The following is a 12,645-nucleotide window of genomic DNA, read 5'->3' as shown; positions in this document are numbered from 1 at the left end:
GGCGCTTTTACCGCCGTCAGAGTTCGCATCGCGCCCATGCCCACCATCATCCCCATCGATCAGGTCGAACCCGCCTTGGTCGAGCAATTGCTTGACCGTGCCTTCGGACCCGACCGCCATGGCCGCACGGCCTATACCGTGCGCGAGGGGACCGAGGCACTGGGCGCATTGTCCTTTGCCGCGCTGGATGACGAGGATCTGCTGGCAGGCACGATCCAGTGCTGGCCCGTCGCGCTGACCGATCCGCAGGGGCGTCCGCATCCGATGATCATGGTCGGCCCCGTCGCCGTCGTCCCCGAATTGCAGAACGCGGGCTATGGCAAGGCGCTGATGCTGGCCAGCATTGCCGCGCTGCAGGCAGGCGGCGCCGTGCCGCTGCCCCAAGTGCTGATCGGGGATGCGGAGTATTACGGCCGTTTCTTCGGTTTCGTCGCACAGCCGACGCAGGGCTGGACCCTGCCCGGCCCCTATGACCCCGCCCGACTGCTGGTGCGAACCGAAAACCCGTCCATATTGCCGCAAATGGGCGCGCTGGGGCCATGGCAGGGGTAAACGGCCCTTGGCGCGGCTAGTGCGATCTGGCATCGCCTTCAACTGCGATGCCCTATGATAGTCCACCCGATCTTGCCGGCCTGTCGCTGGCGGAAATAGCCGAAGCGGTCGCCGCGCGCCGCCTGCCCCCTGTCGACACATGGCAGCCCGAGGCGACGGCCGACAGCGGCATGGAAATCCGCGCCGACGGACGCTGGTTCCACGAAGGCAGCGAAATCACCCGCCCCGCCATGGTGCGCGCTTTTTCCTCGCTGCTGCGCAGGGATGATGACGCGGAAAATGGCGGCTTCTGGCTGGTCCTGCCCTATCAGAAACAAAGCATCGCGGTCGAGGACGCGCCCTTCGTCGCGGTGGACGTAAAGTTGGACAGCGCCGGTGGCATGCCGGTCCTTGTCTTCCGGCTCAACACCGACGAATTCGTCACCGCCGGCCCCGACCATCCCGTCATCGCGCGCGGCGATGCCGATACGCCCGCGCTTTATGTTTTGGTGCGCGGAAGGCTGGAGGCGCGGCTGGACCGGTCGACCTATGCGCAGCTGGCCGAAATCGCGATCGCCCGCGATGCCGATGCGCTGGCGGTCGAATCGGATGGCGTGATATTTCCGCTGGTTCCCTCATGACCAGCCTGCACGACCGGCTGACCTCGCTCTATCGCGCGGGCCACCGGCGCACGGTCACGGGCCTGCGCGACGATGGCGAATGGCTGCCCGCGGGCGAACGCCCCCGCCGCGCCGCGGTGCTGGTCGCGATTACCGACCGGCCCCTTCCCTCTGACGATCCGGCCAGCGCAGGCCCCGGCATATTGTTCATCCAGCGCCCCACCCGCATGCGCCGCCACGCGGGGCAGGTCGCCTTTCCGGGCGGCGGGATAGACCCCGGCGAAACCCCGATACAGGCCGCTGTGAGAGAGGCGGAGGAAGAGATCGCCCTGCCCCCGTCACGCGTGTGCGTCATCGGGGAAAGCGATCGTTACCGCACCGGCAGCGGATTCGACATTTCCCCCGTGCTGGCCATCGTGCCGCCCGACCTGCCGCTGAAACCCAATCCCGCCGAAGTGGACAGCTGGTTCGAGGCGCCGCTGTCCTTCCTGCTCGATACCGAAAATATCCGCGAAGGGACGGGCGAGCTGAACGGGATGAAGCGCAAATTTCTGGACATGCATTATGCTGACGGTTCGGGAAGGGATTACCGGATCTGGGGCGTGACGGCGGCGATCCTGTATAATCTGCGCCGCCGCCTGCTGCGGGGGCCGAAGCTGTGACCGATATCACCATGCCCATGGCCCAATGGGCCGCGCGCGACGATCTGCCCGCGCTGGTCGCCGCATTGGGGGCGGACGATTGCCGTTTCGTCGGCGGCTGCGTGCGCGATGCGCTGCTGGGGATAGAGGCTGCCGATGTCGATATCGCCACACGCCATGTGCCCGAACGCACGCAGGAATTGCTGAAACAGGCAGGCATCCGCAGCGTGCCGACCGGCATCGAACACGGCACGATCACTGCGATCCTGCCGCACGGGCCGGTCGAAATCACCACATTGCGCAAGGATGTCGACACCGACGGACGCCGCGCCACGGTCGCTTTCGCCAGCGAATGGTTTGACGATGCGGCGCGGCGGGATTTCACCATCAACGCGCTGTACGCCCACCCCGAACATTTCCGCATTTCGGACTATTTCGGCGGGCTGGCCGATCTGGACGCGCGCATCGTGCGTTTCATCGGCGATGCCGAAACGCGCATCCGCGAGGATCATCTGCGCATCCTGCGCTATTTCCGCTTTCAGGCGCGCTTCGGATCGGACGTGGATGAAAAGGCCGAGGCTGCCTGCCGCGACCTTGCCTCGACGCTGAAGGGCCTCTCGCGCGAGCGTGTGGCGATGGAGCTGCTGTCGATCCTTGCCCTGCCCGATCCCGCCTCCAGCGTCGAACGCATGGCAGAACTGGGCGTGCTGCAGGTGATCCTGCCCGAAGTCGATGACGAAGGCATTGCCGCCCTTGCCGCGTTACAGCACGCCGAAAAGCGCGGGGATATTGCCGCCGATCCGGTCCGCCGCCTTGCCGCCCTGCTGCCGCCCGATGCCGAGATTGCCCGGCAGGTCGCCTCGCGCCTGCGGCTTTCCAATGCGCAGAAAAAGCGCATCGCCCTTGCCGCCGCGCGCGATGCACATGATGCGCAGAACCCCCGCTCGCTCGCCTATCGCCTTGGGGTGGAGGCAGCGGTGGATCGCTTGCTGCTGCTGGGCGAAAGCACTGCGCCCGTCACGGGATGGGATGTGCCGCAATTGCCGGTTTCGGGCGGCGATATCGTCGCGGCGGGCATCGGCAAGGGGCCGCTGGTCGCCCGCACGCTGCACGCGGTCGAAGGGCGCTGGATCGCGGAAGGGTTCCCCGATGCGGAACGCACCCGCGCCATATTGGTAGAGGAAGTGGGCAAGGCGCGCATGTAGCGTGGCCCTTCCCCTCCGCAAGCCGGTCATGCAGGCGCAAGCCTTGCCGTGCTATCAAGGCGACATATGGATTTCGAACGCCTGTCCCAGCTTCCTTACGGAGAGCTTTTCGCCAGCAACCCGCTGCTGATGGCGGCTGTCATCGCGCTGGGCATCTCGATCGTGGGCGGCGCGATCATCCGCACCATGCCGCGCACCGGTTCGCTGATGCGCGGTCTGGGCAGTTTCGGGCTGGCCGTGGTGCTGGTGCTGACCATCATCGATGTCGCGCGCCTGTCGGGCGGCAGCGATTTCGCGCGCAGCCTTTCGGTGGCCGAACTGGGCATGCCCGAACAAGTGGTCGAAGGGGGCGAGACGCAGGTGCCTTTGTCCCGCGACGGGCATTACTGGCTGGAGGGGACGGTCAACGGCCATCCCGAACGCTTCCTGATCGACACCGGCGCTTCGCTGACCGCGATTTCGCCCGATACGGCCCAGCGCGGCCGGATAGAGGCGAACCCGATGCGCGGCACCATCGCGCTGCAGACCGCCAACGGTTCCTCGCCCGGGCGGGTCGCCACCATGGGCGAATTGCGCGCGGGTAATATCCTTGCACGCGACCTCGACGTGGTGATCGCGCCGGGGCTGAACGGCATCAATGTGCTGGGCATGAATTTCCTGTCGCGCCTGCAAAGCTGGCGGGTGGAGGACGGGACGCTGATCCTTGTCCCGCACAACCCGCAGCCGGTGTAGGGTGAGCGCGCTTTCAGCCCACGGCGGGCTACGAAAGGCGGTTTTCTGCGCTTCCGGTGCTCACGTACTGGAAGTACGCTGCGCGCCAGTTCTCGAACACCACCATTCTCGCTCCACCCTGAACTGAAATCGCGCACACCCAAGATTTCCGCATCCGCGAATTTCATTGCGCATTTCGCAAATCATCCCTATGTAGCCGCCCGTGACAGCGCCGGATGAACCGGCGCATTCGCATGCCCGCGTGAGCCGCGCCGACAGAAATGGCGAGTTTGGCCCCGCATGCGAACATGGGTTTGCCCATGCGCTCACACCACTGCTTCCCGATCACGCTAGGGTCGCCGTAAAGGCCCCGCACGCATCCGCCATTCATGCGGAGCCGTGCCTATGTGAGTATATAATTTGTCCTATTTCTCGGATCTCGGCCTCGCCGAACCCATTACCCGCGCCCTCGCCTCGAAAGGCTATGAAGAGCCGACCCCGATCCAGCGTCAGGCGATCCCCGCCCTGATGGAAGGGCGCGACATTCTGGGCATCGCCCAGACCGGCACCGGCAAGACCGCTGCCTTCTCGCTCCCCTCGATCGACCGCCTTATCCGTGAGGATGTGCGCCCGCAGCCCGCATCGTGCCGGATGCTGGTGCTGTCGCCCACGCGCGAACTGGCGGCACAGATCGCCGACAACATGCGCTTTTACGCCAAGAACACGCGGCTGCAGGTGCAATGCATCTTCGGCGGCGTGCCCGCCGGCAAGCAGGCGAAGAAGCTGGTCGCGGGCACCGATATTCTGGTCGCCACCCCCGGCCGCCTGCTCGACCTGATCGACCAGCGCGCGCTGACCCTGCGCGACGTTGAAATCTTCGTCCTCGACGAAGCGGACCAGATGATGGACCTGGGCTTTATCAAGCCGCTGACCCGCGTGGCCGCGCTGCTGCCGCAGGACCGGCAGAGCCTGTTCTTCTCGGCCACCATGCCCGAAAGCATCGCGCAGCTGGGCAAGCGTTTCATCAAGAACCCCGTGAAGGTCGAGGTCGCGCCGCAGTCCACGACAGCGGAACGGGTCGAGCAATATGCGATCCATATCGACCAGAAGGAAAAGCAGTCGCTCCTCACCCTCTCGCTGCTGAAGGGCATCGAAAGCGGAGAGATCGACCGCTGCCTCGTCTTTACCTGCACCAAGCATGGCGCGGACCGCGTGGTGCGCCATCTGGCCGCCGCGGGCATCAATGCCGCCGCGATCCACGGCAACAAGACACAGGCGCAGCGTATCCGCGCCCTCGACGGCTTTCGCGACGGCAAGGTGCCGGTGCTGGTCGCCACCGATATCGCGGCGCGCGGCATCGACGTTTCGGGCGTTTCGCACGTGTTCAACTTTGAAATCCCGAACGTGCCCGAACAATATGTCCACCGCATCGGCCGCACCGCGCGCGCGGGTGCGGACGGCGTAGCGATCAGCTTCGTCGCGCCGGACGAAAAGCCCTATATGCGCGACATCGAACGGCTGACGAAGGTGCGCCCCGTGCAGCTTCCCATCCCCGAGAATTTCGTGGCCAACGCGGAAAAACTGCCCAAGCCCAGCCGCGCACCGGCTGGCGCCGAACGCGATCCCAATGCCAAGGGCGGACGCGGCGGCGGTCGCGGCCGCGGGCGTGGTGGCCAGGGCGGCCAGAAGCGCGATGGCGGTGGCGGTTCGAAGAACTACGAACAGCGTCAGCAGCGCAAGAATGCCGAAAACCGCGGCGACGGCCAGCCCCGCGACGACATGGGCCGCAAACGCCGCTTCCGCCCCAAGGGCGCGAATGGCGTCGGCGCGCACAAGGGCGCAGTGCGGGCGCGCTGATCAGGGCGATTGCAAGGGGGCGGGAGAGCGATGCGCTTTCCCGCCCTTTTTCGTTGTGGGGTCACTGCATGCTGTCGGGCTGAAATGCGAGTATCCGGTCACGACCGATTGCGGACGTTAACACCTCCGTGGCATCTAGGGCCCGATCGACATATCGCTAGCCCGTCCTATTCATGAGGCTACCGCTTCGTGTTGTTCGGACGGCGATGTGGCGGTGCCTGATTGATCAAGGCGCACGCCTCCACCGGCGTTTTTCACCGCGGCAGGAGCAATGGGCTTTTCGAGGTTGATGGACTGGGGCTCAGGGGTTCGGCGGCACCGCCGCTCTTGCTATGTGGGCGCTGGTCGCAGACTGGTGGTGATGGCCTTGAACACACCGGCATCCGGGCAAGCCGAAGCGAAGGCGACGCGGATACGCGTGGCGGTTTCGATGACGCGGGCAGCGACCTTGAGCAGGCGCAGGCGCAGCGTGGCGAACTCGGCGGTGGCGAGTGCGGTGGCTCTTGGGATTTCCTGCTGGATTCGCCACAGGAGCCAGTATGCGGCGGTGTGCAGGATGAGGCGCATCTGGTTGGCGCCCGCCGAGCGGCACGAGGTGCGATCGCTGGCGAGCTGGCTCTTGTGGCGCTTGATCAGGTTCTCGGCCTGACCGCGGGCGCAGTACAGCGTGTCGTAGATGTGCTCGGCCGAGCCTTCGGTCAGCGAGGTGACGACATAGCGGATGTCCATGCCCAGCGTGCTGGCCTCAATCCGGGCGACGACGCGGCGCTGGCATTTCCAGCTTTTGGCGCCGTAGCGGGTCTCGGCATAGTTGCGCAGGACCGGGCATTGGCGTTGAGCCCGCCTGACGGCACAAGCATCGGCGACGGTGACGATTTCGGGATCGGCACGCAGCACGGCGTTGGTCGGCAGACCAAATACGTAATCGACGCCGGTCGCCTCGCACAACGTCATGACCTCGGGCCGCCCATAGTGCCCGTCGCCGCGGATGGTGATGTGGGTATCGGGCCAGTGCCGCCGAAGATGGCGCACCAGGCGCCGAATGTGTCCGGCAGCCTCGGCGCCCGACGGTGTCTTGCCGGCGCGCAGCAGCATTGCCACCGGCCGACCGGTGGCGGTGTCGTAGACATGAATCGGCAGGAAGCAGCGCTCCCCGTGATGACCGTTCCAGAACGAGAGTTGCTGATAGCCGTGCACGACATCACAGGTGTCATCGATATCCAGCGTCACCGCCGCCGGCGCGGCGGGATAGCTGGCGCAGTAGATGTCGATCATCGCGGCCATCATCCTGGCCAACTCGCGCGTAGTCGGCGCATTTTCCCACCGGCTCATGGTCGGTTGGCTCGCAAGCCCCACGCCCGATCCCGGCAGCTTGCCCAGCGCCAGGCGGAAGCCCGGATCGTCGCGCAGAGCGTCGAGATCATCGGCGTCCTCATAGCCACAGCTGATCGCAAAGATGCGGGCGCGCAGGATATCGTCGAGGTGATGCACCACTCTGCCCGGGTCACGCGGATCGGAAATGCAGGCTGCAAGCCGCTGGCAGATCCCCATCGCTCGTTCGGCCTGTGCCAGCAGCAACACGCCGCCATCCGAGGTAAGCCGGCCGCCGTCGAAAGCGGCTGTGACTTTCTTGCGGCCGACTGCTGGGAATCCAAATGCGCTTGCGATATCGTTGTTCATGCGGGGGTGACCTGTGGCATTTTCTGCCCTGCGGCAGGTTCGGCTTAGACACCCAGTTCCTAATTCAGATCAGAAGCTTAGGCCACTCCCGCTAACCCTTTAGGACCGGTTTGGTGAATACGACGGGCTAGGGAGTTCGGCCAGTGAGTTTCGGTAGTCAGCTTCTCAAGAAAGCGCGTCATGCAGTACTTTCCGAAGTCGCTGGCGTGTTATTGGCCGTTTTACTGATTTTCGCACTTAATCTAGCCGATCCAATTCCCAAATTAGCCGCAGGGGCCTTGTTCTTCTGGATCATAGTTGCGCTAGGGTTGAGAGCCTTCAAAGCGATCACCAATCCGACAGACGCTATCGCTTGGGATGATCGAAGCGATGACTGATCCAAGTGCAACCACGCGATTGGCTGCTTGATCGGAATGTCAGCTTCCTACCCCAATCCGGCCACTCGAATATACCAGACGTTCCGCCAAGAACTACCAACGTCCCCTTCCCATCCCGCCCCCGCCTGTTACCCTGTCGTCGGGTCCGAGAGGGGAAACGCAGACCATGATTGCCCGATTGCTTGCCATGGCCGCCATGGTGCTGGCCTGCCTAACCGCCACGGCGCGGGCCGATGATCTGTTGATCCGCAATGTCCGGCTGATCGACCTTACCGCCGAAACCCCGCGATGGAGCGCGCCGCAATCGGTTCTGGTGACCGGCGACCGCATCGCCGCCATCGGCACCGATATAACCGCCCCTGACGACACCAAGGTGATCGACGGCAAGGGCGGCTATCTCCTTCCGGGCCTGACCGATATGCATGTGCATGTGTGGGACCGCGCGGCGCTGGGCGCCTATCTGGCGCATGGGGTGACGACGGTGCGCAATGCGTCGGGCATGCCCTTCCACCTCGATCTTGCGACCAAGATCGATGCGGGCACGCTGGCAGGGCCGCGCCTGCTGACCACCGGCCCCATCCTCAACAGCCATGGCGCGAATGAGCAGCTGAACCACCAGTTCGTCGCCACCGAAGAAGAAGCCCGCGCCGCCGTGCGCTGGCAGCATGCGGCGGGCTTTCGCCATATCAAGGTCTATTCCAACCTCACGCGCGAAGCATGGGCGGGCATCAGGGCAGAGGCGGCGACGCTGGGCATGACGGTCATGGGCCACACTCCCGAAGGGGTGCGCGCCAGCGGCGTGCCGGTGGACCATCCGTTCGACATGGGCTTCGACCAGTTCCTCGACGCGGATTTCGTGACGATCGAACATGTCGAAAGCATCGTCTGGCACGGGCTGCGCAACCGCCACGATCCCGCCGCCGCCCGCGCATTGGCACAGCGGATCGCGGCATCGGGCACACCGGTCGATCCCACGCTGGTCGCGTTCCGCAATCTGCTCCACGTGGCCGAAACGAAGGGCGCCTATCTGCGCCGCCCCGGCAGCGAATGGATGAACCCGATGCTGGTGGCGACCGAACAGCCGGTTTACGACCGCTGGACGAACGAGGCGGTCGAACCCAACCGTGCCGCGTTCGAATTCTATAAGCAGATGACGAAGATGATGGCCGATGCGGGCGTGCTGATGGTGGCGGGCAGCGATGCGGGCATTTTCACCAATATCCCCGGCGGATCGCTGATCGACGAGCTGGAACTGCTGGCCGAAGCAGGCCTCTCCCCCGCCGAGGTGCTGCGCATGGCCACACTGAACCCCGCGCAGGTTCTGGGTGAGGACGCCGCGCGCGGCACCGTGGCGCAAGGCATGGCCGCCGATCTGGTGTTGACCGGGGCGGACCCGCTGCAAGGCTTCGCCACGCTGCGCCGCCCCGCGCTGGTCGTCGCGGCGGGCCGCCCCTATGACCGCGCGGCGCTGGATGCGCTGCTGACCGAGGCCGCGCATCAGGACCTTTCGCGCACGCAGGCCAATGTGGTCGCGGGGCTGAAGGCGCAGGGCAACGATGTCAGCGCGCTGACCGGCGGGTGAGCGGGTAAGGCGATGCTGCGTTCCCCGCCTTGACAGCGATAACGCGCAACAATCGCCCCCGAAGGTGGATTAGCGGCGGTGGAGAGGATTTGCGTCAGCCGGTTTCCGACATTGTCTAGAGTGCCCCTGCTGGCTAAGCCCTCGATGATGGATGTAATTTCCGAGTTCGACCTATCTGTCGACGGCGCACAACTTTTCAGAGGCGCTTTGCTTCCCTGCCTTTCCGATCTGATCGAGGCGCTGGCTGGACTTCCCCCTGCCGAAGCCGGAGTGCGCATAAGCGGCATCGAAGCGCTGCGACCGATACTTTCCACTGACGGCTGCATAGGCAGGATTGCCGGATCGGTTTTGGGAAGTCGCGCAAGGCCAGTGCGGGCAATCCTATTTAACAAAACACCCGAAGCCAACTGGCCCCTCGCATGGCATCAGGACCGCACCATCTGCGTGAGGCAAAAGCGGGAAGTGAATGGCTTTGGTCCATGGACCGTCAAGAGTGGAATGCAGCATGTTGCACCGCCATTCGATTTGCTTTCGCGCATGGTCACGCTCCGCGCCCACATCGATGATGTGCCCACTACCAATGCGCCGCTCCTCATTGCCCCCGGCTCGCACAAACGCGGGCGGGTACCGATCGATGCAATCGGCGATGTTGTTCGGGACTGTGGCACGGCCGCCTGTCTCGCCGAAGCAGGTGACATTTGGGTGTATTCGACCCCGATCTTACACGCTTCAGAGGTATCGTCTAAGCCCCGAAGCAGGCGCGTACTCCAAGTGGACTTCGCCGCGGAAGACCTGCCGGACGGTCTGAACTGGCTGGGCGTTTAGAGCCCGTCTTACTCCAAAATCCGCTAGTAGCCCGTCCAACAACCACTGTCCTACACGCCGCATCCGCGCTAGCGCGAATCTTCGCGGCTCTTTCCCAATGTCGAATTTTCCTGATTCCTGCCGGTGTCACCCAAAGGGGCCGAACGCCAGCGTTTCTGCGGGTTTCAGCAGGGTGACAGCCTGTGACAAGGTGTCACCTTTGTCACCCTGAACGCACGTCAACCGGACACGCATCAAGCGATGCTCAGCCGAAGCGGTTGTCCCTTGGGAAGCCTGTCGGCGGCAGGCGGCCTGCCGCGCCGCGGGCGACTTTCCATTGCCACATGTCGCTTTCGGTCCGCACCCGCCCGCTGTCACCGCCCATCTTCCACGAAAGGCCGTCGTCGAGTTTCAGCGTGATCGCGTCGGACAGCCCGCCGTCGCGGTAACGTTGCAGCTGAACGCCCTGCCCGCGTGCCATCACCGGCAGTTCCTCAAGGCTGAAAATCACCAGCTTGCGATTGTCACCGACCACGGCGACATGGTCGTCGGCTTCCGCGATTTCGCGCACCACTTTCAGCGTGATTGTGTCCTTCAGGTTCACCACCTGACGGCCCTTGCGCGTTTCGGCCAGCAGCTCGTCCATTTCCGCCGCAAAGCCGCGACCCGCGCTATTGGCCAGCAATATCTGCCCGCCCTTGCGATAGACCAGCACCGCGACAATCGGCGACCCTGAATCGATGTCGAGCGTGGTGCGCAGCGGCTCTCCGAAGCCGCGCCCGCCCGGCAGCTTGTCGCAGCCGAGCGTATAGAAACGCCCGTCGCCGCTGGCGATCAGCAGCTTGTCGGTCGTCTGCGCATGCAGCGCAAAGGCCGGACCGTCGCCTTCCTTGAACTTGAATTCCCCCCCAATGCCGTCGGCGCCAAGGTCGACATGCCCCTTCATCCCGCGCACCCAACCGCGTGCCGAGATGATGACGGTGACCGGCTCCTTCTCGATCATGGCGTCCATGCTGAATTCGACCGCGGGTGCCGCCTCGGCCACCGTGGTGCGGCGACGGCCCAGCTTGGTATCCTCGCCATATTCCTTGCGCAGCGCGGTCAGATCGCGCTTCAGCCGCGTACGCTGGCGCGCAGGGCTGTCGATCAGCTTCTGCAACTCGTCCCGCTCGGCCAATAGGGCGTCGTGTTCCTTGCGAAGCTCCATCTCCTCCAGCTTGCGCAAGGACCGCAGCCGCATATTGAGGATCGCCTCGGCCTGCCGGTCGGTCAGCTCGAACTCGGCCATCATGACCTGTTTGGGCTCGTCCTCGGTCCGGATAATCTCGATCACGCGGTCAAGGTTGAGGAAGGCGATAATATAGCCTTCGAGCAGTTCCAGCCGCCGCGCGATCTGTTCCAGCCGGTGATGCGAACGACGCAGCAGAATATCGATCTGCGAGGCGATCCAGTGCTGCAAAACCTCGCCCAGACCCATGACCTGCGGCGTGCGTGTCGCATCCAGCACGTTGAGGTTCAGGCCGAAACGGCTTTCCAGATCGGTCAGCTTGTACAGGCTTTCCTTCAGCAGTTCGGGATCGACATTGCGGCTGCGCGGGACCAGCACGATGCGGATCTGCTCGTCGCTTTCGTCGCGCACGTCTTCAAGGATGGGCAGTTTTCTATCGGCGATCAGCTGAGCGATCTGTTCGATCAGCCGGCCCTTTTGCACCTGATAGGGGATCTCGCTGATGACCAGCTGCCATTGCCCGCCGCCCAGCCGTTCGATCCCGGCATTGCGGTCATCCTCGCTGGCGGCTTCGGCGGCGTGGAACCGCCCGCGCATGCGAAACGATCCGCGCCCCGTTTCATAGGCCGCCGAAATCACATCGGCGCTGTCCACCACCAGCCCGCCGGTGGCGAAATCGGGGCCGTGGAAGACCTCCATCAGCTCGGCATGTTCGGCGCGCGGATTGTCGATCAGTTTCAGCGTGGCATCGACAATCTCGGCCACGTTATGGCTGGGAATATTAGTCGCCATGCCCACCGCGATCCCGCTGGCGCCATTGGCCAGCAGGTTCGGAAAGATGCCGGGGAAGATGTCGGGCTCCGACTCCTCGCCATTATAGGTCGGGATGAAGTCGACAGTGCCTTCGTCCAGCCCCTGCATCAAAAGCATGGCGGTGCGGGTCAGCCGCGCCTCGGTATAACGATATGCGGCGGCATTATCGCCGTCGATATTGCCGAAATTGCCCTGCCCTTCGACCAGCGGATAGCGCAGCGCGAAATCCTGCGCGAGGCGGACCATGGCATCGTAAACGCTGGCATCGCCGTGCGGGTGATATTTACCGATCACGTCACCCACCACGCGGGCCGATTTCTTGAATGCGTCGGTCGGGTTCAGCTTCAGCTGGCGCATCGCCCACAGCAGGCGGCGGTGAACGGGTTTCAGCCCGTCACGCAGATCGGGCAGCGAACGGGCGGTAATCGTCGACAGCGCATAGACGAGATAGCGTTCGGACAGCGCCGCATCGAAGGGCGCGTCGACCAGCCGGTCGAAAGGATCGGGTTCAAGCGTATCGGGAATCTCGTCGGCCATGGATGCGGATTAGCAAGCGGGGTGTGCGCCGCAAAGGAGCGGGCGCGGGCAATCCCCCG

The 12,645-nt window shown here is 64.4% G+C and carries 11 protein-coding genes; 9 read left to right on the top strand and 2 right to left on the bottom strand.

The features are described from left to right. The first annotated feature begins 36 nt into the window (after positions 1–36). The 6 genes from LOZ77_RS16975 to LOZ77_RS16950 all read left to right on the top strand — a co-directional run bounded on the left by LOZ77_RS16975 (position 37) and on the right by LOZ77_RS16950 (position 5,565). Positions 37–552 carry a GNAT family N-acetyltransferase gene (locus tag LOZ77_RS16975; RefSeq protein ID WP_230280117.1) on the top strand — a complete coding sequence of 172 codons (516 nt, stop codon included), beginning with the start codon at positions 37–39 and terminating at the stop codon, positions 550–552. Between the two features lie 47 nt (positions 553–599). Continuing rightward, positions 600–1,172 carry a DUF1285 domain-containing protein gene (locus tag LOZ77_RS16970; RefSeq protein ID WP_230280116.1) on the top strand — a complete coding sequence of 191 codons (573 nt, stop codon included), beginning with the start codon at positions 600–602 and terminating at the stop codon, positions 1,170–1,172. Continuing rightward, positions 1,169–1,813, top strand: coding sequence for a CoA pyrophosphatase (locus LOZ77_RS16965; protein WP_230280115.1), 645 nt, complete (start codon positions 1,169–1,171; stop codon positions 1,811–1,813). The genes LOZ77_RS16970 and LOZ77_RS16965 overlap by 4 nt, the downstream gene beginning before the upstream one ends. 11 nt (positions 1,814–1,824) lie before the next feature. Beyond that, a complete protein-coding gene (locus LOZ77_RS16960; RefSeq protein WP_230281920.1) occupies positions 1,825–2,997 on the top strand; it encodes a CCA tRNA nucleotidyltransferase in 1,173 nt (390 codons plus the stop codon). Between the two features lie 66 nt (positions 2,998–3,063). Continuing rightward, positions 3,064–3,729 (top strand): TIGR02281 family clan AA aspartic protease, encoded by a 666-nt coding sequence (locus tag LOZ77_RS16955; RefSeq protein ID WP_230280114.1) that lies wholly within the window; start codon positions 3,064–3,066, stop codon positions 3,727–3,729. Between the two features lie 399 nt (positions 3,730–4,128). Continuing rightward, positions 4,129–5,565 (top strand): DEAD/DEAH box helicase, encoded by a 1,437-nt coding sequence (locus LOZ77_RS16950; RefSeq protein ID WP_230280113.1) that lies wholly within the window; start codon positions 4,129–4,131, stop codon positions 5,563–5,565. Between the two features lie 330 nt (positions 5,566–5,895). Here the strand turns inward: LOZ77_RS16950 and LOZ77_RS16945 are convergent, their stop codons facing one another. After that, positions 5,896–7,245 (bottom strand): IS1380 family transposase, encoded by a 1,350-nt coding sequence (locus LOZ77_RS16945; protein ID WP_230280112.1) that lies wholly within the window; start codon positions 7,243–7,245, stop codon positions 5,896–5,898. A 143-nt stretch (positions 7,246–7,388) separates the two neighbouring features. Here LOZ77_RS16945 and LOZ77_RS16940 point away from each other — a divergent pair, with 143 nt between their 5' ends. From LOZ77_RS16940 to LOZ77_RS16930, 3 genes are all read left to right on the top strand, one after another. Beyond that, the gene (locus LOZ77_RS16940; protein WP_230280111.1) at positions 7,389–7,622 is read left to right on the top strand and encodes a hypothetical protein; all 234 of its coding nucleotides are present in this window, start codon (positions 7,389–7,391) and stop codon (positions 7,620–7,622) included. A gap of 166 nt (positions 7,623–7,788) precedes the next feature. Next, positions 7,789–9,204 (top strand): amidohydrolase family protein, encoded by a 1,416-nt coding sequence (locus tag LOZ77_RS16935; protein WP_230280110.1) that lies wholly within the window; start codon positions 7,789–7,791, stop codon positions 9,202–9,204. 144 nt (positions 9,205–9,348) lie between these two features. Continuing rightward, positions 9,349–10,029, top strand: a complete 681-nt coding sequence (locus LOZ77_RS16930) for a phytanoyl-CoA dioxygenase family protein (protein WP_230280109.1) — start codon at positions 9,349–9,351, stop codon at positions 10,027–10,029. 244 nt (positions 10,030–10,273) lie between these two features. On the opposite strand, the gene parC is transcribed toward LOZ77_RS16930, so the two are convergent. Further along, positions 10,274–12,586, bottom strand: coding sequence for a DNA topoisomerase IV subunit A (parC, locus tag LOZ77_RS16925; RefSeq protein WP_230280108.1), 2,313 nt, complete (start codon positions 12,584–12,586; stop codon positions 10,274–10,276). Between the last annotated feature and the right edge of the window lie 59 nt (positions 12,587–12,645).

Source organism: Croceicoccus sp. Ery15 (assembly GCF_020985305.1).
GTDB lineage: Bacteria > Pseudomonadota > Alphaproteobacteria > Sphingomonadales > Sphingomonadaceae > Croceicoccus.
Note: the sequence above shows the minus strand (reverse complement) of the source record. Positions and strands in the feature narration are given on the sequence as shown.